We start from the raw sequence: 23,888 nt of genomic DNA on the forward strand, positions 1-23,888 counted from the left end.
GATAGTGAGCAGATCCTTAATTCAGCGTTGCGCTCGACCAATCCGGACAGGCTCCTTCGCCTATCTGCACCGCGCAACCCGTTGGCACGCGCGCAAAGAGATCGAGGAGGTCGGCATTGCGCAGCCTGACGCAACCATGAGAAAGCGGCACACCCATGGGTTCGATATCGGGCGTGCCATGCAGATAGATGTAGCGACGAAAGGTGTCAACGGCACCCATTCGGTTGTATCCGGGTTCGCACCCACTGAGCCAGAGAATTCGGGTCAGTATCCAGTCGCGCCCAGGAAAGCGCTCATGCAGCTCCGCACTCCAAACCTCACCCGTCCACCGTCGTCCACGCAATACAGCCCCTGAAGGCAGCCCCTCACCAATGCGTGCTCGTACCTTATGGCGGCCTCGCGGCGTGCAACCGGAACCGTTGCGTTCACCCACGCCGTTGCGAGCGGTAGATACAGGCAGCCGAACGCACAGTTTCTCTTCAGAGAACCCGTAGAGCAGCTGGTCAGCAATGGAGATATGGAGAAAATCGAGTTCGTGCATGGGCGCCAAGCTTAGCCGATCGCCCCCTGCCCGTGCACGTCAACCCTTGGCCGGCATTGCCAAGGCGTTGCGTCTTACGATCGGATGCGCCTGAGCAAGACCCGGATCCGCCACACCGGAATCGGCTCGCATACCTGCCGCGAGGAAGGGCACCATCATGCGCATCACCTGCTCGATCGAGGTCTTCGCGCCAAAGTCGTTTTCAGCGATGGCCCGTAGTGCCTTGATCCCTGACATGCTGAACGCCGCTGCGCCAAGCATGAAATGAACACGCCAGAACAGCTCGATCGCCGGAATGGAAGGTGCAGCCTCGTGAACCCGTAGCATGTATCGGCGAAACACTTTGCCGTACATGTCTTCGAGATAGCGGCGTAGATGACCCTGGCTCTGACTGAAGGAAAGGCCCAGCAAGCGCATGAAGATAGACAGGTCATCACCGCTACGAGGCGTTACGGCCAGCGCCTGCTCCACAAGAATCTCCAGAAGCTCTTCCAGGCTGTCCTTTTTGTCCGACAGGGCTTCTCGCCTGTCCAGCTCGCGCTCGAGACTGACGCAGAAAGGACCCAGAAACCGTGAAAAAACAGCTTGGATAAGCGCCTTTTTAGAACCGAAGTGGTAGTTCACAGCCGCCAGATTTACTCCAGCCTTACTGGTGATCAGACGCAGCGATGTTTCGGCGAACCCCTTTTCAGCGAAAAGCTGTTCCGCTGCATCAAGAATGCGCTCCACAGTTTCAGACTGCGCCATGTCCCCTCCCCCGACAAACACGTGTTTGAAACTTACGTTTCAACCTATATCAAGTCAACAAGCAAAGTGCTGATTGCCGTTCCCTGTGCGGCAAAGCTTGCACCAACCTCGATGCGGCCTCAACAAACAACGATTGCCAAGCAATAGGCACTGTATATAATCCCAGTCACTGTATAAAAGAACAGAGACTACTCATGATCAAGCTGACCCCACGGCAGTCGGAAATTCTCGCCTTCATCAAGCGCTGCCTTGAAGACAACGGCTACCCACCGACACGCGCGGAGATCGCGCAGGAGCTGGGGTTCAAGTCACCCAACGCCGCCGAAGAGCATCTGAAGGCGTTGGCGCGAAAAGGGGCTATTGAGATGACGCCCGGTGCGTCCCGCGGAATACGCATTCCCGGTTTCGATCCAGCACCCGCAGAGAGCGGTCTGCCTGTCATCGGACGGGTCGCCGCCGGCGCGCCAATCCTGGCGCAGCAACATGTTGAAGAGTCCTGCCAGATCAACCCTTCATTTTTCCAGCCTAAGGCCGATTACCTACTGCGCGTGCACGGCATGAGCATGAAGGATATCGGCATTTTTGATGGCGACTTGCTAGCGGTTCACACCACGCGTGAAGCCCGTAATGGCCAGGTGGTGGTGGCTCGGATCGATGAAGAAGTAACCGTAAAACGCTTCAAGCGTGAAGGCAGTAAGGTCTGGCTGCTCGCAGAGAACCCTGAATTCCCCCCCATCGAGGTGGATTTGGAACAACAGGAACTGGTTATCGAAGGTTTGAGCGTCGGCGTGATTCGCCGTTAAGGAGAGGTTTATGCAGTATCAACCCCAACCCACCGCAAGCAAACCACAGCTTTCACTGTTCGAAGGGCTGATCGCACATCGCCTCACCCCATTCGGCGCTATCGTCAGCACCCCAGAACCCGCCAAGGACAAGCTGAGTGAGATGAGTTTTAGCGGCAGCGGCGAGCATTGCAGACAGCTACTGGCGCCCATACTGCGTGAGCTCAGTGAAGCAGCCGATACACGCTGGCTAACGCTGATCGCACCGCCCGCCTCGCTCTCGCAAAGCTGGCTCCGAGAAACAGGGCTTAACCGCGACCGCATTCTTTTGCTGCAGGCCCGTGAGAGTCAAGGCGCACTTGAACTGGCGTCCAAGGCCCTGATGTCAGGCTGCAGCCATACGGTTATAACCTGGCTTCCACGGCTGGACAAAGCGAGCCGATTACAACTTCGCGTGGCGGCCGCTCAGGGCAACGCGCAGGGTCTGAACATCCGCCTAGGTAACTGATAAAGCTCCAACGGCATAGGGACGTGCCGAAACCTACCCGGCCGCCACGAAGGCGTCTCTGACCACATCAATGCAGTACGCGGTCTCCATCCCCTTCCCGCTCGAAGTCTCCTTCGGAAACCCGCCCCGCCATTTGCACACCGACATTGAACATCGCCTTGGCGATTTCGACATGCTGCCCCTGCAGAAAGACTTTGGCATCGTCAGAAAAATCCAGCGTAACCAGCACACCTTCATCTTCAGCGCGACGCAGCACAATGCTGCCGTCGGGTAGCTCGACGATTTCCAGAAAAGACGTTGGCATGAATCTGCTCCCCGTGAAACGGCGCATTGTAACAGCCGGCTGACCTGCCCACAGCCCTCGGCTTCACAGCGTACGCGGTACGACAAACAGCATCTCGAGCCGGTCGCTGAAGTAGATGCTGCCATACGCAACGGCGAAGTAGGATGGCAGCCTAGTGGCGCAGAAGGCGCCGAGCACGGAGCTAACGCTTAAGGACCTGAGATGACCGCAAGAACTCTAATGCTAACCGTGATAGCCATGCTTGCTTTTGCGGGAAATTCGCTACTGTGTCGCGCCGCACTTCGCGACAGCGAGATCGACCCTGCCAGCTTTACAGCACTACGTCTTCTATCCGGTGCCTTGGTGCTGTGGTTGCTGCTCAGCCTGAGACAAAGGTCTTCGGTCACGTCGGGGAATTGGAAAGGCGCTGTCGCGCTTTTCACCTACGCCGCAGCCTTTTCCTACGCCTATACGCATCTCGATGCCGGCGCCGGCGCGTTACTGCTATTCGGCGCGGTCCAGCTGAGCATGATTACCTGGGGGTTCTTCAAAGGGGAGCGACTTCAGCGTCTGCAGGTTGCGGGGTTGATGCTGGCGCTGGGTGGCGTCGTGGCACTTCTGCTTCCCGGTACGGGCACGCCGTCGATCTCTGCGTCCTTACTGATGGTGCTGGCAGGGGTCGCTTGGGGCGCGTATTCACTGCTGGGCAAAGGAGCCGAAGACCCGCTTGCGGCGACCGCAGGCAATTTCATTCGCACCTTGCCCATCATGGCTGTGCTTTGCCTGCTAGCGCTGAGTGGGCTCAAGTGGGACAGCGCCGGGGTCGTGTACGCACTCCTATCGGGGGGCGTGATGTCCGGTATCGGCTATGCCATCTGGTATGCCGCGCTGCCAGGGCTAGCGGCCATGCAGGCGGCCAGCGTGCAGCTGAGCGTACCGCTTCTAACCGTGCTGGCAGGAAGTGCGTTTCTAGGGGAAGCCTTGACCAGCCAGTTGCTGATCGCGGGGATCGCAATCCTCGGAGGGATCGCACTGGTATTGCGGCTCAAACACAACGCCTAAAGAACTGAGCCCCAGCGAACCGCTCGCTTGGGCGTTCACCATTCGGTAAGCGATTCACGAAAGCGCAAGGCCAACGCTTTTAGGTTGCTTCGCCAGGATTCGATCTCTTCACGGCTTAGCGCCGGCACTTCCTCAACCACGCTGACCGCCTCAATCAAAGGCATGGTTGGATCCGTCTTGGCTTTGGCTGGCGCACGCGGCGGCTCGAACAGCACCGCGTATGCCCGGAGCAGTTGCGCCAGCCATGTTTCGGAATGCTCGGCCAGCTCTATCAGCTCCGCCAGCTCAGGACTCGGTGATGCATGCTGCGGCGAGCGTACCAGCAGCAACTCCGCACGCGATGCACTGGCGTCAGGCAGGCGGTAGTACCCAGCCACCTCGTGGCAAAGCCCCAGCAGCGCTCCGTAGAGATGGAAAAGACTAGCCTCTCGCTCTGCTTGGATCAGACCCGGCGCATTCATCGCGCCTTTCTCCTCGGCCCGCCGCCAATTGGCGAGTGCGAGACCGGCGAAGTATATTTTCTGATTGGTTCGGGTATACAGCTCATGAGCCATGGCGACGGTCTCCCAAGAGAGTGTGGAACGTTGCGGGAGGAGCCGAAAAATCGAATCCTCCCGACGCTGACGCTTACTTACCGGTGCTCTTGTCTTCCACTTTCCACTTGCCGCCATCGAAGAAAGCTTTCCAGCCGGTCGGCTTGCCATTCACCTCGGTCTGCACGTACTGCTCCTTGGTCTTGCGGCTGAAGCGGATGACGGCTGGGCGCCCCTCAGCATCTTTTTGTGGCGCACTCAGGAGGAAGTGATACTTCGGATCGATTTCATCCTTATGTGGGATAAGCTCTTTCACCAGCGGTGCGCGCGTCTCGCGATTCTTCGGGAACTGGCTGGCTGCAAGGAACAACCCGGACGCCCCATCCCGTAGCACATAAGTATCGTCGACCTTTTCGCATTTGAGCTCCGGCATCTTCACCGCATCCATCTTCGGCGGCGCCGCCTCACCGCTCCTAAGCAACTTGCGGGTGTTCTTGCATTCAGCATTAGTGCATCCGAAGAACTTGCCAAAGCGACCGGTCTTGAGCTGCATCTCGCTGCCACACTTATCGCATTCAAGGCTGGGCCCTTCGTAACCCTTGATGCGGTATTGCCCTTCCTCGATTTCGTAGCCGCTGCAATCAGGATTATTGCCACAGATGTGCAGCTTATGGGTCTCGTCCAGCAAATAGGCGTCCATCGCGGTGCTACAAATCGGGCAGCGATGCTTGCCAAGCAGCACACGAGACTCGGACTCGCCCTCATCATCAGCGGCAATTTCATCGCCGGGAACCAGGTTGACGGTGGACTTGCAACGTTCTTTCGGTGGCAGGCTGTAGCCGGAGCAACCGAGGAAAACCCCTGTGGATGCCGTGCGAATCATCATCGGCCGGCCGCAAACCTTACAGGGAATATCCGTCAGGGTTGGCTGGTTCGCGCGCATGCCGTTGTCACCAGCTTCGGCAACCTCGAGCTTCTTCTTGAAATCGCCGTAGAACTCATCAAGCACGTGCTTCCATTCGCGCTGACCCTGGGCGACATCGTCAAGGTTCTCCTCCATGCCGGCGGTGAAGCCGTAATCCATGAGGTTGTTGAAGCTCTCCGAGAGGCGTTCGGTGACAATGTCACCCATCTTCTCGGAATAGAACCGGCGGTTATGCAGGGAGACGTATCCACGATCCTGGATCGTAGAGATGATCGCAGCGTAGGTCGACGGGCGACCAATGCCGCGCTTTTCCATTTCCTTGACCAGACTTGCTTCGGAGTAACGTGCTGGCGGCTTGGTGAAATGCTGGCTCGGATCAAGCTTGATCAGCTTCATCCCGTCGCCCTTGTTCATGTCCGGCAATACGTCGTCTTCGCCGCTCTTGCTCTGCTGGGGCATGACCTTTGTATAACCGTCGAACTTGAGGATTCGGCCTTTGGCGCGAAGTTCGAAATTCCCGGCGGAAACCGTCACGCTGGTTGATAGGTACTGAGCAGGCGGCATCTGGCACGCAACGAACTGGCGCCAGATGAGATCGTAGAGACGTTCCGCATCGCGCTCCATTCCCGACAGCTGCGTGGGACGAAGATTGACATCGGAAGGACGGATCGCCTCGTGCGCCTCTTGGGCGCCTTCTTTGCTGGAGTAGAAGTTGGGCTTCTCTGGCAGGTACTTATTGCCGAACTCATCTTCAATGAAGCCACGAACCATGCTCAACGCATCGGCCGATAGATTGGTCGAGTCGGTACGCATGTAGGTGATGTAGCCAGCCTCGTAGAGACGCTGCGCCATCATCATGGTCTTTTTAACGCCGAAGCCGAGGCGGTTGCTTGCGGCCTGTTGCAGCGTCGAGGTGATAAAGGGGGCCGACGGTTTGCTGCTGGTCGGCTTGTCCTCACGCTTGGTGACGCTGTAGTTCGAATCCTTGAGCTGCTCAAGGGCAGCCATTGCATGGGATTCGTTGAGCGGCTTAAAGGCTTCGCCATTCTCGCGGGCGACCTCGAAGCGGACCTTGGCATTGCTGCTCGTGCTGAGGTCGGCGTGCACTTCCCAGTACTCTTCAGGGACGAACGCCCGGATCTCTCGCTCACGCTCAACCACAAGCTTCACGGCAACCGACTGAACGCGACCAGCCGAAAGCCCACGGGCAATCTTCGACCAGAGCAGCGGCGAGACCATGTAGCCCACGACACGATCGAGGAAGCGCCGCGCTTGCTGCGCGTTGACGCGATTGATGTCCAGGTCGCCCGGCTTGGAGAAGGCCTCCTGGATCGCCTTCTTGGTGATCTCGTTGAACACCACGCGCTTGTAGCGACTGTCATCGCCGCCAATGGACTCGCGCAGGTGCCAGGCGATGGCCTCCCCTTCTCTATCCAAGTCGGTCGCGAGATAGATGGTGTCGGCTTCCTTGGCCAGGCGACGAAGCTCATCGATGACCTTTTCCTTGCCCGGCAGGATTTCGTACTTCGCCTTCCAGCCATGCTCGGGATCGATGCCCATACGGGTAAACAGCTGACGCTTGGCTTTTTCCTTCGGTGACAAGGCCGGCGCTTCGGCAGCGGCCGCCTTGCCGCGCTTGACCGGTTCCTTGTTGGCAGAACCGCTGGTAGGAAGGTCGCGGATGTGGCCGATACTCGACTTCACCACGTACTGGTTACCCAAATACTTGTTGATTGTCTTGGCCTTGGCCGGTGATTCCACGATGACCAGCGATTTACCCATGGAGAGGAGAGTTCCTGAATCGAGAGATGAACTGAGAATTTGAGCCGGCAGGTGCCGAACGACAGTATCCGCCGTTCAGTCTGCCAGAAAGAAGCGAAGCAGCCCTTTCAGGACTGCATGGAGCATTCAATTGCTCCGGAAACCTTCTATACCCGCAGCGAAAATCCATTGGCAATCTAACTGCACGGCGGGTTTGTACTGCCCGAAACCAAGAAAATCGTTTTCACTCGGCCCGAAAGCACCGCTATATATAGTGGCGATAGAGCCAAGGTCAAGCGCAGGGGTTAAGCCAGCCCATGTTGATAACCCTTAAAACCGGCTCGCTTCGGCTTCGATCAGGGCGAAACGGGGAAGCGTTTCGCCGTCGACTTCTACCGTTTCGGTAAACATCGAGAGCGGGCGCACCCAAAGGCCGAAATCCCCGTACAGCGCCTGATAGAACACCACTGGCTCTTCCGTTTCGGAGTGCCGAGCAATCGCGTATACCCGGTATTCAGGGCCTTTGTAATGGCGGTAACGGCCTGGCGTGACCTGCATGTCGACTGCCTCAAAAAAACATATCCAGAAAATGAAAACCGGGGCACATGGCCCCGGTTTCCGTGTAACGAACAGCTTAGACGCGTTCGAACACCGTGGTGATACCTTGGCCCAGGCCGATACACATCGTAGCCACGCCAAGCGTACCCCCGTTCTGCTTCATCACGTTCAGCAGGGTGCCCGAAATACGAGCACCGGAGCAACCGAACGGATGACCCAGTGCGATGGCACCTCCATGCAGATTGACCTTCTGTTCCATCTTGTCGAGCAACTTCAAATCCTTAAGCACAGGCAGTGCCTGAGCTGCGAAGGCTTCGTTGAGCTCGACGTAATCGATGTCGTCCATGGTCAGACCGGCACGCTTGAGCGCTTTCTGGGTCGCCGGCACCGGGCCGTAACCCATGATTGCCGGGTCTACACCCGCCAGGGCCATGGAGCGAATCACAGCCATTGGCTGGATGCCCAAATCCTGCGCACGCTGCGCCGACATGACGATCATGCAGGACGCACCGTCGGTGATCTGCGAAGACGTGCCAGCAGTCACGGTGCCGCCCTTCGGATTGAATGCCGGCTTGAGCGCGGCGAGGCTCTCGAGGGTGGTTTCCGGGCGAATGGTTTCATCGTAGTCGAAGACCTTGAGGAAACCGTTCTCGTCGTAGCCCTCCATCGGGATGATTTCATCCTTGAACATGCCGTCGACCGTCGCTTTGTGCGCCAGACGATGAGAACGTTCGCCGAAGGCATCCTGCTGCTCGCGGGTGATGCCATGCATCTTGCCCAGCATTTCAGCGGTCAGACCCATCATGCCGGATGCCTTGGCGGCGTACAGCGACAGCTGCGGGTTCGGGTCGACACCATGCATCATGCCGACGTGGCCCATGTGCTCGACACCACCGACGACAAAGACGTCACCGTTGCCGGTCATGATCGCCTGAGCGGCGGTATGCAGCGCGCTCATGGAGGAGCCACACAGGCGGCTAACGGTCTGAGCAGCACTGGTGTGCGGGATGCGGGTCAGCAGCGAGGCCATGCGGGCCACGTTCCAGCCCTGCTCAAGGGTCTGGTTGACGCAGCCCCAGATCACGTCCTCAACTTCAGCTGGATCAACCTTGGAGTTGCGTGCCAGCAAGCCATCGATCAGGTGCGCGGACATGGTCTCGGCGCGGGTATTGCGGTGCATGCCGCCCTTGGAACGACCCATCGGGGTACGGCCGAAGTCGACAATGACGACGTCTCTCGGATTAAGGCTCATATCTCTTTTTTCCTCAATTAACCGTAGAAGCGCTGGCCGTTGGCAGCCATTTCACGCAGCTTCGCAGTCGGCTGATACAGCGGACCCAGGTCGGCGTACTTGTCGGCCAAGGCCACGAACTCGGCGACACCGATCGAATCGATGTAGCGCAGTGCACCACCACGGAAGGGAGGGAAACCGATGCCGTAGATCAAGCCCATATCAGCTTCGGCAGCGGTTTCGACGATGTTGTCTTCCAGGCAGCGGACCGTTTCCAGGCACAGCGGGATCATCATGTAGTTGATGATGTCCTCGTCGGACAGCTCGCGAGTCTCGCTGACCACCGGCTTGAGCAGCTCGTAGGATTGCGGATCGACCACCTTCTTCGGCTTGCCCTTCTTGTCCATCTCGTAGACATAGAAGCCCTTGCCGTTCTTCTGACCGAGGCGGTTGGCGTCGTACATGACGTCGACGGCTGTACGGGTGTCGTCTTTCATGCGATCCGGGAAGCCTTCGGCCATGACGTCACGACCGTGATGGCCTGTGTCCATGCCGACGACGTCCATCAGATAGGCCGGGCCCATCGGCCAGCCGAACTTCTCCATCACCTTGTCAGCGCGGACGAAGTCCACACCGTGAGCGATGGCGCGGGCGAAGCCGCCGAAATAAGGGAACAGGACGCGGTTGACCAGGAAGCCTGGGCAATCATTGACCACGACAGGGCTCTTACCCATTTTCTTGGCGTAAGCAACGGTCGTGGCGATCGCGGTTTCGCTGGTCTTCTCGCCACGGATCACTTCCACCAGCGGCATCATGTGCACCGGGTTGAAGAAGTGCATGCCGCAGAAGTTTTCCGGACGCTTGAGCGCCTGGGCCAGCAGGCTGATGGAGATGGTCGAGGTGTTCGAGGCGATGATCGCATCATCACGCACCAGACCTTCGACTTCGGCCAGTACCGACTGCTTGATCTTCGGGTTTTCGACAACGGCTTCGACGACGATGTCGACGTGACCGAAGTCACCGTACGACATGGTGGGGCGAATGGCATTGAGCGCCTCGGCCATCTTCGCCGGAGTCAGGCGACCCTTTTCGACGCGCTTGCCGAGCAGCTTGGAGGCCTCGTTCAGGCCCATCTGGATACCCTCTTCGCGGATATCCTTCATCAGGATCGGCGTGCCTTTGACAGCCGACTGGTAGGCAATACCGCCACCCATGATGCCGGCGCCCAGTACGGCAGCCAACTTCACGTCACGGGCTTGCTTGTCGTAGGCCTTGGCTTTTTTCTTCAGCTCCTGATCGCTCAGAAACAGGCCAACCAGGCTTTGCGCAACCGACGTCTTGGCAAGTTTGACGAAGCCAGCGGCCTCGACTTCGATCGCTTTGTCGCGCCCGAAATTGGCGGCTTTCTGAATGGTCTTGATCGCTTCAACCGGCGCCGGGTAGTTCGGGCCCGCTTGACCAGCCACGAAACCCTTGGAGGTTTCGAAAGCCATCATTTGCTCAATGGCGTTGAGCTTGAGCTTGTCCAACTTCGGCTGACGCTTGGCCTTGTAGTCCAGCTCGCCGGAGATGGCGCGCTTGACCAGATCCAGCGCGGCGGCCTGCAGCTGCTCGGGAGCAACCACAGCGTCTACGGCGCGAACCTTGAGCGCGTCTTCAGCGCGGTTTTCCTTGCCGGATGCAATCCACTCGACAGCGTTATCGACGCCGATCAGGCGCGGCAGGCGAACCGTGCCGCCGAAGCCCGGGTAGATGCCCAGCTTCACTTCCGGCAGACCGACTTTCGCCACGGTAGACATGACGCGGTAGTCAGCAGCCATGCACATCTCGAAACCACCGCCCAGTGCGATGCCGTTAATGGCAGCGACAGTCGGGACACCGAGGTCTTCGAAATCGCTGAAGATCTTGTTCGCTTCGAGGTTGCCGGCGACCAGCTCCTCATCGGACAGCTTGAAGTTGTCGACGAATTCGGTGATGTCCGCACCGACGATGAATACATCCTTGCCGCTGGTAACGATAACGCCTTTGACGGAGCTGTCGGCCTTGATGGCGTCGACGGCCTGACGAAGGTCATTGAGGGTGAGGCGATTGAACTTGTTGACGGACTCACCCTTGAGGTCGAAATTCAATTCGACGATGCCGCTCTCAAGAGCCTTAACCGTGATGGCTTTACCTTCGTAAATCATCAACTGATCTCCACGGTATGGAAGCTGAACGTTACGTGTCGCACGTCATCGGCCCGAAGACCGTCACCGTTACCGGTGAAACGACACCCACCGACACGATAAACCGGGCTGACGGCATTTGCGTGGCAAACGCTCGATTCATACGCCCGTTTGATTTGGGTGAGCACACCTTCATGGAAAAGCGATCCATTGTCAATCGGCTGACCGATCACACCAAGGTGCCCATGAGCAATCAGACCGGTAAGCCTAGCCAAGGCCGGTAATGCTGCAGCTGAACGCGAGAGTTTTTCTTCATTGACGTGCATTCACACCGCTGATGCGCGCGAGAGGGTCAATGAACCCCCACTGCATAGGATCGTCACAAACTGGCAAGGCGTTAGTACACTCGCCGCCTACTACCAATTTCGTAACGCTGCGCCAGTACGCAGCTGCGCTCAGGAGTTTCACATGTCTGCCCCGATTGCTCGTACGGATGCTGGTGTTGATCCGTATAAATGGCTGGAGAGTCGTGACGCACCCGAGGTGCTCGATTACCTCAAGGCCGAGAACGCCTATTTAGAAGATCAGCTTGCCGACCAGGCGGGGCTTCGTGAGGCACTGTTTCAGGAGATCAAGGGCCGCATCCGCGAGACAGACCTTTCACTGCCGTCACCCTGGGGGCCTTGGCTTTACTACCAGCGCACCACCGCCGGTGATGAGTATCCGCGTCACTACCGCTGCCCCCGGCCAGCAGACGGCGCGTTCACTGTGGACGAAAGTGCCGAGCAGCTCTTGCTCGATCCCAATGAATTGGCAGCCGGAGGGTTCCTGTCGCTGGGCGCGTTCAGCGTCAGCCAGGACCACAGCAAACTGGCTTACAGCCTCGATACGCAAGGTGATGAGATCTATCAGCTGTTCGTCAAGGATCTGCACACCGGCGAGGTGACTGCCCTGCCCTTCGAAGATTGCGACGGGAGCATGACTTGGGCTAACGACAATCAGACGCTGTTCTTCGGCGAACTCGACGATACTCACAGGCCTCACAAGATCTATCGCCATCGTTTGGGGTACGGCGAGCGCACCGAGGTCTACCACGATCCGGACGGCCGCTGTTTCGTTCACTGCTACCGAGCCAGCTCCGAACGTCAGCTGGTGATTCTTTCCAATAGCAAGACCACCAGCGAAGCCTGGGTGCTATCAGCGGATGAGCCTGATGGCGACTGGGATTGCCTCGCGCCACGCCAGGAAGACCATGAATACTACCCCGACCATGGCTTGCTGGATGGGGAATGGCGCTGGTTGGTTCGTAGCAACCAGGCCGGCATAAACTTCGCGCTTTACCACGCACCAGAGGCCACGCCACAGCGCGATCAGTGGCAAGAACTGATCGGCCATAGCGACTCGGTGATGCTCGAAGACATCAGCCTGAACGCAGGTGCGGTCACGCTGAGCCTGCGGGAATCGGGACTGCCCATCATCGAGGTTCGGCCCGCAGAGGGCAGCCATTATCGGGTGCAATTACCCGACGCGGCTTACAGCCTGCATGTTCATAACACACTGGAATTCGATAGCCCGGTCATTCGGCTGCGCTATGAGGCCCTGAACCGTCCCGCGCAGATTCGCCAGTTGAACCTGGCCAACGGCGATCAGAAGGTTCTCAAGGAAACACCGGTCGAAGGCCCGTTCGATGCCGATGCCTACGAAAGCCGCCGCATCTGGGCGACGGCCGCCGACGGTACCCAGGTACCGATCAGCCTGGTCGGTCGCCGCGAGCTTCTCGGCAAACCAGCGCCGCTGTATCTCTACGGTTACGGCGCGTACGGCCACAGTCTCGATCCGTGGTTCTCGCATGCACGCTTGTCTCTGCTGGATCGCGGATTCGTGTTCGCCATTGCCCACGTTCGAGGCGGTGGCGATCTTGGCGAAGCCTGGTACCGCGCCGGAAAGCTGGAGCACAAGCCGAACACCTTCGGCGACTTCATTGCATGCGCCGAGAAACTGATAGGCGATGGCTACACCGAACCAGGTCGACTCGCGATTAGTGGTGGCAGTGCCGGGGGATTGCTGATCGGCGCGGTGTTGAATCTGCGACCTGAACTGTTCGGCGCCGCAATTGCCGAGGTGCCCTTCGTCGATGTGCTGAACACCATGCTCAACGCGGACCTGCCGCTGACGGTCACCGAATACGACGAATGGGGCGATCCAAATCAGCCAGAGGTTCATGCCCGAATAAAGGCATATGCCCCCTATGAGAACGTGCGCAATCAACCCTACCCGGCGACACTCGCAGTTGCTGGTTACAACGACAGCCGTGTGCAGTACTGGGAAGCTGCGAAATGGGTGGCCAAACTGCGCGCTCACAAAACCGACGACAATCTGCTCCTGCTCAAAACCGAATTCGGTGCCGGGCATGGCGGTATGAGCGGTCGTTATCAAGCGCTCAAGGACGTCGCGCTGGAATACGCGTTCGTGCTCAAGGTCTTCGGCATGGCCGATCGGTAAGCAGGCCGCCGCATGCAGCATTGCCAGTTAACCCGTACCCGGATCTCGTCCGCCGACTTGCGGTCGGAACGGCGCCAGCGTGCCGAGGTCACTTCTCTTACCTACTGTTTGGAGTGTAAAAGCATGAGCCGGACATCGCAGAACGTGCAGGGCTGGGAGCGCGCCGCATCCATCATCGGCGGGCTGTACTTCGTTGGAAAAGGCCTCGGCCGGGGCGGCTTGGGAGGGCTGGTTCAGCTGGCCATGGGCGGCATGGCCCTGACGCGCGGCTTCACCGGCCACTGCGAAGCCAAACGCGTACTTTGCGAAGTGAGTGAGCATGCCAAAATGGCAGAAGGCAATTCCCGGAGCATGCCACTCGAGCGCAGTGAGGCGGACGATGTTCGCTTGAAAGCCAACGCTCAGGCCGCTACCGGCACGGCCACCGTGACCGGCAACGACTCGCTTAGCAACCCGCCAACCGGGGTCTGATCAGTCTGCTACTGGGGTCGAGCCCAGCGGAACAGAGCCGCAAGAAAGCTTTGTCCTGAGGGCAAAGCTCTAGCACCACTCAGAAACAGCCATATCGAGCTCGCTTATGGTGGTATGCGCCCGCCAGCGGCCGAAGCTAAATGCTTCCGATAAAGGCGAAAGCCTGGCCCCCGGCTGCAATGTGCTTCAGCGGCAGCCGGACGTAGCCAACTCAGCCTCGCGGAACGACGATCAGTCCAGCGCGTTCACCGATCGCGACGTCGGCCAGCGGAAACAGAATATGCGCGCCCGGCTCTTCGACTACCCAGCGAACGCCTTCGTCCTCGGCCAGCAGCGTACCGATTGGTAACGCGGTGAAGTTTTCAATATCGGCTGGCAGGCGCAGGGCGAACCGCTCGCTACGCTTGATGATTTCCCGCGACAACCGGAACGCCTTCGGTGGTTGCTGCATATGCGGTTGCCCCGAAGGCGCCGCTTCGATCCAGTGACGGGCGGCCTGCAGAAACTCGTCGAGGCAATCAGGCCAAGCGCCTTCGGTCGCCTCTGCTATCTCAAGGGTAAACGCCTCGGCACCGTGACGCGTGGCGGTGTGCGCGCTGAAGGTTCCTGAGGGCTTTTCCTGCACCAGCACCGCATCTACCGCTGCCTGCCGAAGGCGCAGCATGCTGTCGGTCGAGACTTCACGATCCGGCACCCAGGGACATATTGCGAACTGCGGCAGCTTCGATGCACGCATCGCGGAGTGCAGGTCATAGTGCCAACGGTGACGGCCAGACTCGCGAAAAAACTGCGCCACCCACGCTTCAAGTTGCGCGGCGCGGCTCGCCTCGTCGCTGAGGTTATCGGCATGCCTGCCACAGAACAGCCGATTCAGATCCGAGCCGACCCTACGTACGCCCTGACGCATCGCGGGCGGGTTGCAGAACAAAAACAACAGTCGCGCCCGCGGCCGAATCTCGTTTCGACCGATTGCCTGGATCAAGCGATCCAGTAGTTCAATCGGAATGACTTCACAGCCGTGCACGCCCGCCGACAGCACCAGATCGAGCCCCGCATCTCGGCCGTTCGCCGGCGTGACCTCCAGCGCACCCTCGCCCAGCCATTGCAGCCGGGCACCGTCATCCGTGAACTGTACACGCTCAACCGGCACCTGGCCGGCGACCGTCAGCGCCAACAGCCGGCCCAGCGCCAGCATTTCGGCGTCGTCAGTGGTCGTGGTTACAGTCCGGGCCATGGACGTGGTCATCCTCGCCGGACTCTACCGGCTCCATTTCAAGCTCAAGACTAACCAAGTTGGTCGCCAACGGCCGCAGCAACAGATTGGCGTACTCGGTGTCGCCGTCTTCGACGTCAACACCAATCATCAACTGATTGTTGCCAACCTGTTGAATCCAGACCTCACGCCCCTGCCACATCACGGCGAAACGGGTGCAGGAGGTCTCCAGCTGGGTACCGTCTACGTCTTCAAGGATTAGTTGCAGGCTATCGCTCATGGCAGATTCTCAATAGGGAAAAGGTGCAGGACAGCGCGCCGTCCTGCCAAGGGTAGACCTGGAATTCAGGCCTGGGTCAGCTTCGCAGCGGCACGGTCGAAGCGGGCAAGACCTTCCGCGATATCGGCCTCTTCGATGATCAGGCTAGGGGCCAAACGAATTACGTCGGGCCCAGCCTGCAGAATCATCAGCGCTTCGCGCTCTGCCGCATCGAAGATTTCACGTGCGCGACCTTTCCAGGCATCGTTCAGCACGCAGCCAATCAACATGCCCATGCCGCGCACCTGGCTGAACAAGCCATAGCGCTGGCCAATCTCCAGCAGGCCGCGCTTGAAGCGTTCATGCCGATCCCTGACACCGCCCAGCACCTCAGGGGTATTGACGATATCAACCACCGCCTCGGCCACTGCGCACGCCAGCGGATTGCCGCCATATGTGGTGCCATGGGTGCCTACACTGAAATGCGCAGCGATTTCGTTGGTGGTCAACATCATGCCAATCGGGAAGCCACCACCCAAACTCTTGGCGTTGGTCAGAATGTTTGGTGTGACGCCGTAATTCATATAGGCGAACAGCTCACCGGTACGGCCCATGCCGGTCTGGACTTCATCCAAGATCAGCAGTGCGTTGTGCTGGTCGCAGAGCTTGCGCGCGCCTTCGAGGTACGCCCGATCGGCCGGCAGAACGCCGCTTTCACCCTGAATCGGTTCCAGCACCACCGCGCAGGTCTTGTCTGATATGGCCGCGGCGAGCGCATCGAGATCGTTGTAGGCGACATGGCTGATGCCCTGGATCTTGGGCCCGAATCCATCGGAATACTTTGGCTGCCCGCCCACCGTCACCGTAAAGAGCGTCCTACCATGGAAGCTGTTAACCGCAGAGATTATTTCGCATTTCTCCGGCCCGAATTTGTCATGAGCGTACCGACGCGCCAGCTTGAAGGCCGCCTCGTTGGCTTCGGCACCGGAGTTACAGAAGAAGGCCCGGTCGGCGAAAGTAGCGGCCGTCAGCTTCTTGGCGAGACGCAACGCCGGTTCGTTGGTAAAGATATTGGAGATGTGCCAGAGCTTGCCTGCCTGCTCGGTCAACGCGCTTACCAGTGCCGGATGAGCATGGCCAAGCACGTTGACGGCGATGCCGCCGGTGAAGTCGATCAGCTCTCGTCCGCTCTGATCCCAGACTCGCGAGCCCTGTCCACGTACTGGAATGAAGGCAGCAGGTGCAAAGGTGGGAACAATGACCTGGTCGAAATCAGCGCGTTCTACCGGGGTGTGCGGGGCGGACATCAGGACTCTCCTGCGATGCGACACGAATAGGAAATAAAACGCCCCGCCATAGCGGGGCGTTGCAGCGCAGTTTAAACGCAGGCCCGCCAGCAATGGGCGGCCCGGCGAAAATTCTCTTCAGGACACGACCGAATGTTGCTGGTCCAGCGCGATGGCCTGGTCCATGGTTTCGAGCAGTGCCTTGCGCGCCTTGAGCTTGGTGTTCTTGTGGGCGGTCATGTTGATCTTCTTCAGCTGAGCAGCTGTCGCTTTGGCGATGGCCATCAGCTCTCCAGCCGGAACGATCTTGTCGAGAAAGCCGGCTTCGAGCGCCGCCTGCGGGTTAAAGATTTCGCCATTGATTACAGAGCGATGGAACGCCGGTTTGGTCAGTCGATCTCGCGCCAGCTCGATGCCGGAATGGTGCATGGTCATGCCGATCTGAACTTCGTTCAGCCCGATGTTGAAAGCGCCTTCGACGCCAATACGATAGTCGGCCGAGAGCAACAGGAACGCACCCTTGGCGATCGCATGGCCTGGACAGGCAACAATAATCGGAAATGGATGCGCCAGCATCCGGCGTGAAAATGCCGAGCCCGTGCTCACCAGCGCGATGGCGTGCTCAGGCCCCGCCGTCATCACTTTGAGGTCATAGCCTCCGGACAGAATGCCCGGCTGCCCGGTGAGAATCACCACCGCGCGATCCTGCTCGGCGCGGTCGAATGCGGCGTTGAGCGCGTCGAACATGGCTGGCGACAGCGCGTTGACCTTGCCATTGTTAAGCGTGAGCGTGGCGATGCCGTCTTCGATTTCGTAGGAAACCAGATCACTCATGACGATTATTCCTTGTTAAAAGTCCGCTGAAGTTACTTAGCAAGACTCGCAAGGTAAAGCGTCGTGGCTGACTGGCAAGTCATGATCACCCGTAATCTGGCACGAGCCGTGACTAAGTTCGGACGGGTCAGCTTTCCGGTGTCTCTGGCTCGAGCTCAAGCAGAGCAAGCAGCTCAGGGTGCAGGATGGTCTGCAGTTGCGGGTCTGCTATGTACAGGCCGTAGGAACCATCCGAGATACCGCTGCTGATCCGATAGGGTGTTCCGTCTGCGTCCACCGTCAATTGAGAAAGATCGAGATAGCGCGGCTCGCAGGGCGCCTTGCTCGCATCCCTCAGTACAACCACCTTGGGCCGCAGGTGCAGCTTATTGTGCTTTTCCAGCACCAGCGCGACTTCACCAGTATGCAGTTCTACCAGCGTTCCCACTGGGAAAACTCCAAGCCAGCGGATGAATTCGCTTACCAGTGTTTCGTCAAACTGCTGGCCGGCGCCGCTGCGCAATACGTCGTAGGCGGTCTGGATCGGTCTTGCGTCATCGTATGCACGATGGCTAGTGATCGCATCGAACGCATCAACGATGGTGACGACTCGCGTAGTAAAAGGAATCTGATGCTGGTCGAGACCTTGCGGATACCCCTTCCCATCGAGCCGTTCATGGTGGCCGTAGGCAGCGTGCAGCGCCGCAGCCGGAATATCGTCCTGGCCGCTCAGCGCTTGATAACCGAAATCGGGATGGAGTTTGATGTGATCGAACTCTTCCTTGGTGAGCTTCCCGGGTTTGTTCAGGACGGCCGGATCAATCTTCATCTTGCCAACGTCGTGCAGCAGCCCTGCGATGCCCAGCAATTCGATCTTCTCGTCAGGCAACCCGAGATGGGTACCGAATCCCATCGCTAGGATGGAGACGGACAGGCAGTGCAGACTGGTATAGAGGTCCTGCGACTTCAGGCGCGCCAACCAGAGCATGGCGCTCTCATTACGCAGCATGCTTTCCAGGTTCCGCTTCACCAACGCCTGGCACGCTTTGGTATCGATGGCTCTCCCCTGCTGAACATCCAGCAGTACCTGATCTAAAACCAACACGCTGCTGCGATAGGCTTCGCTGGCTTCCTGAACCTCGAGCGATAGGGGGATACGACCGGTGGACCGCTTCACGCGCAGCGGTGTCGCTGAAGGCACAACCATCTGCCCCTGATCGACGAGTACGCGACGGGTGTCATCGACGAACACATAGTCGCAGCGCTCGCGGACTGCCTGAATGTGTTCGATCTTAAGAAGGGGAAATCCCTGGAAGAGGAAGTCGGTCTGGCGCCATGGCCTATCCAGCTCGCAGATATACATCCCGAGTTCCAGATGACTCACGTGCAGACGGCGCTTGGTGGCGACCTCGTTTACGTCCGGCCGCCTGCGCTTACTTTTGAATAACTTCATCAAAGCCTTTCCCGGCTCTTCATATTCATTACGCTCGATTGCGTAAAGCTGGCCTCGATGCCATAGCTCTTCGAACCTTAGAGCAATGGTAGGTTCATTGCCATCGCCGCTTGGCCAGTTTCACAACCGCGCCTTAACCGCATGAATAAACTAAAAAACTTTTTGCCATCCTAAAGCTCTTCGGCTACATTAGCGCGCCTCGACGGACGTCACGTCCTGTCGAGATCCGGTGAGGTGTCCGAGCGGTTGAAGGAGCACGCCTGGAAAGTGTGTATACGAGAAATCGTATCGTGGGTTCGAATCCCACCCTCACCGCCAGATCGAACGTAAAGCCCCGACTTTCGGGGCTTTTTCGTTTTTGCCGTTCGCGCGCTTTCATTCCAGCCTCGCAACGACTCGGCTAATGACACACATCGGTTGCCACTGCTGCACACCGCCGCGCCGTCACTGATTGGTCAAGCCTCACTGTTTCGATTCGACCCGCATTGATTACTGGCAAGTCGAAAAGCGTTTCCATTCGATCCACCATTGGATGGAGTGCAGAGCCAGCTGAGCCGTTTGTCCACTTCGCGATTCCGCTTGATGGAGTCAGATCAGCGGTCATGCGCTGGACCATGACAGTCGTCCGTGTCGCCAGCCCTAACCTAATCTTTCTGAAACGTGATGGCTGCCGATAGGCCGGCCGTACTGGCGAGGAATTTGCTTAGTTTTAACCCCCACTTCAATTTGGGCCACGCTCACTAGCCGAACTCAGTCTCAAATAGCGGACCCGGTAGTCGTAACGTACATGAGCACCATCTAGCGGGAGCAGATTCAATTCAGGCATTCGAGCCTTTCGCGCCACAACAATAAAAGGCCGCTACCATGTTTAAGCAAAAGAAAATCAGGCAGGCAACGATGATCTTGCTAGCCACTGCGATCATTCTCATCCTGCCGAACCTGACCCGCCTCATCAGCTGATCTAGACGACACGAGGTACGTATGCATCGACTACTGCTCTTGCTCACGTTACTGACCACTGCGGCACTTGGCGGCGAAATAGACCAGCCCGCCGCATTGGCTGCGCTGCAGCACACCGACACCGTTCTGATTGATGTACGCACCAAACAAGAACACGCCGAAGGCTCACTGCCCGGCGCGACACGTATCGAAACCCAAGATCTTGCGAAGCACATCTCGCGTGTCGCGCCCGACAAAAGCGCCCCTGTCGTTCTTTACTGCCGCAGCGGCCGTCGCTCCTCAGCCGCGCAGGAGCTGCTCCAGGACCTGGGCTATAGCCAGGTCATCAATGCCGGCGCTTATGAGGATCTGAAAACAGTGGTTCCGCCCCGCTGATTGCTCGTATACAGGCTTCGACCCGCCTCATCGTCTCGCTTTGCCTTCGCTATCGTGGGAACTAATACGCAGCAGTGACTACTGAAACAGGAGCCACTGTCTTCGCGTTTGGCCGCGCGTATCCGGAGGAAGCCGAGTTGATGAATTGGGATGTGATGTTGAACGAACGACTTTGGATCAACATCGCCATAATCGCTGGCGTTACCCTCGTCAGTTATCTCATCCTGCAAGCCGTGGTGCGGGTCATTACCAACCGCCTGCGCAAGATGAGCAAAGGGTCGAGGAGCGGCTTCGTTGCCATTGCGGCGGAGATGCTCAGCCGCACCAGCCATCTGCTATTGATCGCCCTGTCCTTGCTGATTGCATTGAAGGTCGTCGAGCTACCGGAACGCTGGGAATCGGCCATGTCGCACGGCTGGTTTATCGCGCTCGCCTTCCAGATCGCGTTGTGGATGGATACCGCGGTTCGCCTGTGGATGGAAAGCCTGACGCGCGACGGCAAAGCGCGCAACCCGGTTACCACAACGATCATTGGCATCATGGTCCGCATCGTCATCTGGACGATGATGTTGCTGTCGATTCTGGCCAACCTGGGGGTCGACATTACTGCCATGGTCGCCAGCCTGGGCGTTGGCGGTATCGCCATTGCGTTGGCTGTACAGACGCTGCTTAGCGACATCTTCGCCTCTCTCTCTATCGGTGTGGACAAGCCTTTCGAGATCGGCGATTTCGTCGTCTTCGGCGAAGTCGCGGGCAACATCGAGCATATAGGCCTGAAAACCACCCGTATCCGCGCATTAAGCGGCGAGCAGATTGTTTGCGCCAACGCCGACTTGCTCAAGCAGACCCTGCACAACTACAAGCGCATGAACACACGCCGCATCGTGTTCAAGTTCGGAATCACCTACAACACGCCGTCCGACAAGGTGCGCGAAGTGTCGGCGCTGTTGAAGCGGATCATCGATGGCATCGACAACGCCAAATTTGACCGCGCGCATTTTCTCGCCTTTGACGACAGCCAGCTTACCTTTGAGGTCGTCTATATCATGCAGGTGTCTGACTACAACGCCTACATGGACACGCAGCAGGAAATCAATCTGCAGCTGCTCGATGCTATTCGCGAGATGGACGTCCAGTTCGCCTTCCCGACCCGCAGTCTCGAGTTCATCGGTGGCAGCTTTCCCGAGCTGACCGTAGCCGGTCTTCCGAAGGAGACGCCAGCGGCGAACGAGGAAGCAAGCGCAGTGCCGAATGGATGACGTGTTGCGGCGGCGTCTTGGGGGCCACCGCCGCGGTTTCGCGCGTTAGGGCAGCCGCATCTGCTTGTGGGTCTCGATCAGCTGTGGCACCACACCGGGGTCGGCGAGCGTCGAGATGTCGCCCAACGACTCGTATTCGTCCGTGGCGATTTTGCGCAGGATGCGCCGCATGATCTTGCCCGATCGCGTCTTCGGCAAACCTGGCGCCCACTGAATCACGTCCGGCACAGCAATCGGCCCGATTTCCTTGCGGACCCATTGTTGCAATTCCTGACGCAGCTGATCGGAAGGCTCTTCGCCCGACACCAGCGTAACGTACACGTAGATGCCCTGCCCTTTGAGCGGATGCGGCACGCCTACTACCGCCGCTTCAGCCACTTTGCGGTGCGCCACCATGGCGCTTTCGATTTCCGCAGTGCCCATACGGTGGCCGGAGACGTTCAACACATCATCCACACGGCCGGTGATCCAGTAGTAGCCATCTTCGTCGCGACGGGCACCATCACCGGTGAAGTACATGCCGCGGAAAGTCTTAAAGTAGGTATCCACAAATCGATCATGGTTGCGGTAAATACTGCGCATTTGTCCCGGCCAGGAGTCGAGGATAACCAGATTGCCCTCCGTGGCCCCTTCGAGCAGGTTGCCGAGGTTGTCTACCAATCCAGGCACAACACCGAAAAAGGGCCGTGTCGCGGAGCCGGGTTTCAAGGCCGTCGCGCCGGGTAGCGGGCTGATCAGGATGCCGCCCGTCTCGGTCTGCCACCAGGTATCTACGATCGGACAGCGCGACTTGCCCACCGTCTCGTAATACCAATGCCACGCTTCCGGATTGATCGGCTCCCCTACCGTGCCGAGCAGCCGAAGGCTCGAGCCATCCGCACCCTCCATTGCCGCAGCGCCCTCGGCCATCATCGAGCGGATCGCAGTGGGTGCCGTATAGAGAATATTGACCTTGTGCTTGTCGATGATCTTGCCGATTCGCGTCACATCGGGATGGTTGGGCACCCCTTCGTACATCAGTGTCGTGGCACCGTTGGCCAACGGCCCGTAGAGGAGATAGCTATGACCGGTAATCCACCCCACATCCGCGGTGCACCAGTAAATCTCGCCGGGTCGGTAATCGAAAACCCGCTCATGGGTGAGCGCGGCATACAGCAGGTATCCGCCAGAGGTATGCATCACGCCTTTGGGCTTCCCGGTTGAGCCGGAGGTATAAAGAATGAACAGCGGCTCCTCTGCACCCATCTCCTTAGGCGCGCAAACGTCGCCCGCCACGCGCATCAGATCCTCGTACCAGATATCACGATGCTGATGCCACCGGATCTCCCCGCCAGTACGCCGAACCACGATGATCTTCTGCACGCAGTTCGTTTGCGGATTGGTCAGCGCCTCATCGACATTCGCCTTGAGCGGGACGGTCTTACCGCCACGTAGGCCTTCATCGGCAGTAATCACGACCTTGGAGCTGCCATCTATGATCCGCCCTGCAAGGGCTTCAGGAGAGAATCCGCCGAACACCACAGAGTGAATGGCACCGATTCGCGCACAGGCCAGCATTGCCACCGCGACTTCGGGAATCATCGGCATGTAAATGGTGACCACATCGCCCCGATGCACGTCCTGCCCACGTAGCGCGTTGGCGAACTTGCTCACTTCGTGATGCAGCTCGCGATAGGTGATCTGGCGATGCTCCGACGGATCATCCCCTTCCCAGATGATCGCGACCTCGTCCCCTCGCGTGGCCAGGTGCCGGTCCAAACAGTTGGCGGAGACGTTGAGAGTGCCGTCGGCGAACCACTTGATGTCGACATGATGGTCGTCAAAAGAGGTCTGTTTTACCCGCGTGAACGGCTTGATCCAGTCGATGCGCTCCGCCTGCTCGCGCCAGAAGCCGTCAGGGTTGACCACCGACTGTTGGTACATAGCTTTGTAAGCGGCCTCATCGGTCAGCGATCGAGCCGCAACCTCCGGTTGCACGGGATACAGAGACGAAGCACTCATGCTGAATTACCTCACTCGTAGGTCTTGTTATCGTTTCGTATAACCCTGTCCACAGGCGAACCGTACGAATCACACCAAGCGCCTGACGACTTCAGGTTCGAGCAACGCGCAGCGAAAGTGTTCCGCTGATGGAGGCCGCCGGAAACGCTGTCGCCCTTGAAGCATAGACCGTCGCGACAGGGCGTACTTTGCCTCCACTG

At 58.6% G+C, this 23,888-nt stretch carries 22 protein-coding genes and 1 tRNA gene; 9 read left to right on the forward strand and 14 right to left on the reverse strand.

Going from position 1 to position 23,888, the window contains the following annotated elements:
* Positions 1-16: 16 nt before the first annotated feature.
* Together K4O48_RS12735 and K4O48_RS12740 are read right to left on the reverse strand one after the other, a co-directional pair.
* On the reverse strand, positions 17-541 hold the full coding sequence (locus tag K4O48_RS12735) for a L,D-transpeptidase (RefSeq protein ID WP_222908710.1): 525 nt from the start codon (positions 539-541) through the stop codon (positions 17-19).
* Between the two features lie 39 nt (positions 542-580).
* Entirely contained in the window at positions 581-1,288 is a 708-nt protein-coding gene (locus tag K4O48_RS12740; RefSeq protein WP_222908711.1) for a TetR/AcrR family transcriptional regulator, read from the reverse strand.
* Positions 1,289-1,482: 194 nt separating this feature from the next.
* Here K4O48_RS12740 and lexA point away from each other — a divergent pair, with 194 nt between their 5' ends.
* Complete coding sequence (gene lexA / locus K4O48_RS12745) at positions 1,483-2,091, forward strand: transcriptional repressor LexA (protein ID WP_222908712.1); 609 nt, start codon at positions 1,483-1,485, stop codon at positions 2,089-2,091.
* A 10-nt stretch (positions 2,092-2,101) separates the two neighbouring features.
* Positions 2,102-2,578 (forward strand): SOS-induced cell division inhibitor SulA, encoded by a 477-nt coding sequence (sulA, locus tag K4O48_RS12750; RefSeq protein WP_222908713.1) that lies wholly within the window; start codon positions 2,102-2,104, stop codon positions 2,576-2,578.
* A 67-nt stretch (positions 2,579-2,645) separates the two neighbouring features.
* On the opposite strand, the gene K4O48_RS12755 is transcribed toward sulA, so the two are convergent.
* A complete protein-coding gene (locus tag K4O48_RS12755; protein WP_222908714.1) occupies positions 2,646-2,882 on the reverse strand; it encodes a hypothetical protein in 237 nt (78 codons plus the stop codon).
* Between the two features lie 201 nt (positions 2,883-3,083).
* On the opposite strand from K4O48_RS12755, the gene K4O48_RS12760 reads away from it, so the two are divergent.
* On the forward strand, positions 3,084-3,923 hold the full coding sequence (locus K4O48_RS12760) for a DMT family transporter (RefSeq protein ID WP_222908715.1): 840 nt from the start codon (positions 3,084-3,086) through the stop codon (positions 3,921-3,923).
* A 35-nt stretch (positions 3,924-3,958) separates the two neighbouring features.
* Here K4O48_RS12760 and K4O48_RS12765 read toward each other — a convergent pair whose 3' ends face one another.
* From K4O48_RS12765 to fadB, 5 genes are all read right to left on the reverse strand, one after another.
* Entirely contained in the window at positions 3,959-4,477 is a 519-nt protein-coding gene (locus tag K4O48_RS12765; protein ID WP_222908716.1) for a DUF6586 family protein, read from the reverse strand.
* A 73-nt stretch (positions 4,478-4,550) separates the two neighbouring features.
* Complete coding sequence (topA, locus tag K4O48_RS12770) at positions 4,551-7,163, reverse strand: type I DNA topoisomerase (protein ID WP_222908717.1); 2,613 nt, start codon at positions 7,161-7,163, stop codon at positions 4,551-4,553.
* Between the two features lie 309 nt (positions 7,164-7,472).
* Complete coding sequence (locus tag K4O48_RS12775; protein WP_222908718.1) at positions 7,473-7,700, reverse strand: DUF1653 domain-containing protein; 228 nt, start codon at positions 7,698-7,700, stop codon at positions 7,473-7,475.
* 76 nt (positions 7,701-7,776) lie between these two features.
* On the reverse strand, positions 7,777-8,952 hold the full coding sequence (gene fadA / locus K4O48_RS12780; protein ID WP_222908719.1) for an acetyl-CoA C-acyltransferase FadA: 1,176 nt from the start codon (positions 8,950-8,952) through the stop codon (positions 7,777-7,779).
* Positions 8,953-8,969: 17 nt separating this feature from the next.
* Positions 8,970-11,117 (reverse strand): fatty acid oxidation complex subunit alpha FadB, encoded by a 2,148-nt coding sequence (gene fadB / locus K4O48_RS12785; protein ID WP_222908720.1) that lies wholly within the window; start codon positions 11,115-11,117, stop codon positions 8,970-8,972.
* 17 nt (positions 11,118-11,134) lie between these two features.
* Between fadB and K4O48_RS12790 the strand changes: the two genes are divergently transcribed.
* The 3 genes from K4O48_RS12790 (at position 11,135) to K4O48_RS12800 (ending at position 14,069) form a co-directional block, all read left to right on the forward strand.
* The gene (locus tag K4O48_RS12790) at positions 11,135-11,380 is read left to right on the forward strand and encodes a hypothetical protein (RefSeq protein ID WP_222908721.1); all 246 of its coding nucleotides are present in this window, start codon (positions 11,135-11,137) and stop codon (positions 11,378-11,380) included.
* A gap of 184 nt (positions 11,381-11,564) precedes the next feature.
* A complete protein-coding gene (locus tag K4O48_RS12795; protein WP_222908722.1) occupies positions 11,565-13,598 on the forward strand; it encodes a S9 family peptidase in 2,034 nt (677 codons plus the stop codon).
* Positions 13,599-13,721: 123 nt separating this feature from the next.
* Entirely contained in the window at positions 13,722-14,069 is a 348-nt protein-coding gene (locus K4O48_RS12800; protein ID WP_222908724.1) for a DUF2892 domain-containing protein, read from the forward strand.
* 211 nt (positions 14,070-14,280) lie between these two features.
* Here K4O48_RS12800 and K4O48_RS12805 read toward each other — a convergent pair whose 3' ends face one another.
* The 5 genes from K4O48_RS12805 to K4O48_RS12825 form a co-directional block, all read right to left on the reverse strand.
* Positions 14,281-15,264 carry a succinylglutamate desuccinylase gene (locus K4O48_RS12805; protein ID WP_222912093.1) on the reverse strand — a complete coding sequence of 328 codons (984 nt, stop codon included), beginning with the start codon at positions 15,262-15,264 and terminating at the stop codon, positions 14,281-14,283.
* A gap of 10 nt (positions 15,265-15,274) precedes the next feature.
* On the reverse strand, positions 15,275-15,562 hold the full coding sequence (locus tag K4O48_RS12810) for a topoisomerase II (RefSeq protein WP_073301579.1): 288 nt from the start codon (positions 15,560-15,562) through the stop codon (positions 15,275-15,277).
* Between the two features lie 65 nt (positions 15,563-15,627).
* A complete protein-coding gene (locus K4O48_RS12815) occupies positions 15,628-16,848 on the reverse strand; it encodes an aspartate aminotransferase family protein (protein WP_222908726.1) in 1,221 nt (406 codons plus the stop codon).
* 117 nt (positions 16,849-16,965) lie between these two features.
* Complete coding sequence (locus tag K4O48_RS12820; protein ID WP_222908728.1) at positions 16,966-17,661, reverse strand: crotonase/enoyl-CoA hydratase family protein; 696 nt, start codon at positions 17,659-17,661, stop codon at positions 16,966-16,968.
* A gap of 127 nt (positions 17,662-17,788) precedes the next feature.
* The gene (locus K4O48_RS12825) at positions 17,789-19,093 is read right to left on the reverse strand and encodes an HD-GYP domain-containing protein (RefSeq protein ID WP_222908730.1); all 1,305 of its coding nucleotides are present in this window, start codon (positions 19,091-19,093) and stop codon (positions 17,789-17,791) included.
* A gap of 228 nt (positions 19,094-19,321) precedes the next feature.
* On the opposite strand from K4O48_RS12825, the gene K4O48_RS12830 reads away from it, so the two are divergent.
* From K4O48_RS12830 to K4O48_RS12840, 3 genes are all read left to right on the forward strand, one after another.
* Positions 19,322-19,411: transfer RNA gene (locus K4O48_RS12830), tRNA-Ser, on the forward strand.
* Between the two features lie 663 nt (positions 19,412-20,074).
* Complete coding sequence (locus K4O48_RS12835) at positions 20,075-20,428, forward strand: rhodanese-like domain-containing protein (RefSeq protein ID WP_222908737.1); 354 nt, start codon at positions 20,075-20,077, stop codon at positions 20,426-20,428.
* Positions 20,429-20,568: 140 nt separating this feature from the next.
* Positions 20,569-21,687: a mechanosensitive ion channel family protein gene (locus K4O48_RS12840; RefSeq protein WP_222908739.1), complete on the forward strand. Its 1,119-nt coding sequence runs from the start codon at positions 20,569-20,571 to the stop codon at positions 21,685-21,687.
* A gap of 45 nt (positions 21,688-21,732) precedes the next feature.
* Here the strand turns inward: K4O48_RS12840 and acs are convergent, their stop codons facing one another.
* Positions 21,733-23,688 (reverse strand): acetate--CoA ligase, encoded by a 1,956-nt coding sequence (gene acs, locus K4O48_RS12845; protein ID WP_222908741.1) that lies wholly within the window; start codon positions 23,686-23,688, stop codon positions 21,733-21,735.
* Between the last annotated feature and the right edge of the window lie 200 nt (positions 23,689-23,888).

The organism is Pseudomonas sp. DNDY-54, assembly GCF_019880365.1.
GTDB lineage: Bacteria > Pseudomonadota > Gammaproteobacteria > Pseudomonadales > Pseudomonadaceae > Stutzerimonas > Stutzerimonas stutzeri_P.

Bases quoted from the DNA above. Each gene is read 5' to 3' on its own strand.
- K4O48_RS12735 (WP_222908710.1), bottom strand. From the start codon at position 541: ATGCACGAACTCGATTTTCTCCATATCTCCATTGCTGACCAGCTGCTC.
- K4O48_RS12740 (WP_222908711.1), bottom strand. From the start codon at position 1,288: ATGGCGCAGTCTGAAACTGTGGAGCGCATTCTTGATGCAGCGGAACAG.
- lexA (WP_222908712.1), top strand. From the start codon at position 1,483: ATGATCAAGCTGACCCCACGGCAGTCGGAAATTCTCGCCTTCATCAAG.
- sulA (WP_222908713.1), top strand. From the start codon at position 2,102: ATGCAGTATCAACCCCAACCCACCGCAAGCAAACCACAGCTTTCACTG.
- K4O48_RS12755 (WP_222908714.1), bottom strand. From the start codon at position 2,882: ATGCCAACGTCTTTTCTGGAAATCGTCGAGCTACCCGACGGCAGCATT.
- K4O48_RS12760 (WP_222908715.1), top strand. From the start codon at position 3,084: ATGACCGCAAGAACTCTAATGCTAACCGTGATAGCCATGCTTGCTTTT.
- K4O48_RS12765 (WP_222908716.1), bottom strand. From the start codon at position 4,477: ATGGCTCATGAGCTGTATACCCGAACCAATCAGAAAATATACTTCGCC.
- topA (WP_222908717.1), bottom strand. From the start codon at position 7,163: ATGGGTAAATCGCTGGTCATCGTGGAATCACCGGCCAAGGCCAAGACA.
- K4O48_RS12775 (WP_222908718.1), bottom strand. From the start codon at position 7,700: ATGCAGGTCACGCCAGGCCGTTACCGCCATTACAAAGGCCCTGAATAC.
- fadA (WP_222908719.1), bottom strand. From the start codon at position 8,952: ATGAGCCTTAATCCGAGAGACGTCGTCATTGTCGACTTCGGCCGTACC.
- fadB (WP_222908720.1), bottom strand. From the start codon at position 11,117: ATGATTTACGAAGGTAAAGCCATCACGGTTAAGGCTCTTGAGAGCGGC.
- K4O48_RS12790 (WP_222908721.1), top strand. From the start codon at position 11,135: ATGGAAGCTGAACGTTACGTGTCGCACGTCATCGGCCCGAAGACCGTC.
- K4O48_RS12795 (WP_222908722.1), top strand. From the start codon at position 11,565: ATGTCTGCCCCGATTGCTCGTACGGATGCTGGTGTTGATCCGTATAAA.
- K4O48_RS12800 (WP_222908724.1), top strand. From the start codon at position 13,722: ATGAGCCGGACATCGCAGAACGTGCAGGGCTGGGAGCGCGCCGCATCC.
- K4O48_RS12805 (WP_222912093.1), bottom strand. From the start codon at position 15,264: ATGCTGGCGCTGGGCCGGCTGTTGGCGCTGACGGTCGCCGGCCAGGTG.
- K4O48_RS12810 (WP_073301579.1), bottom strand. From the start codon at position 15,562: ATGAGCGATAGCCTGCAACTAATCCTTGAAGACGTAGACGGTACCCAG.
- K4O48_RS12815 (WP_222908726.1), bottom strand. From the start codon at position 16,848: ATGTCCGCCCCGCACACCCCGGTAGAACGCGCTGATTTCGACCAGGTC.
- K4O48_RS12820 (WP_222908728.1), bottom strand. From the start codon at position 17,661: ATGAGTGATCTGGTTTCCTACGAAATCGAAGACGGCATCGCCACGCTC.
- K4O48_RS12825 (WP_222908730.1), bottom strand. From the start codon at position 19,093: ATGAAGTTATTCAAAAGTAAGCGCAGGCGGCCGGACGTAAACGAGGTC.
- K4O48_RS12835 (WP_222908737.1), top strand. From the start codon at position 20,075: ATGCATCGACTACTGCTCTTGCTCACGTTACTGACCACTGCGGCACTT.
- K4O48_RS12840 (WP_222908739.1), top strand. From the start codon at position 20,569: ATGAATTGGGATGTGATGTTGAACGAACGACTTTGGATCAACATCGCC.
- acs (WP_222908741.1), bottom strand. From the start codon at position 23,688: ATGAGTGCTTCGTCTCTGTATCCCGTGCAACCGGAGGTTGCGGCTCGA.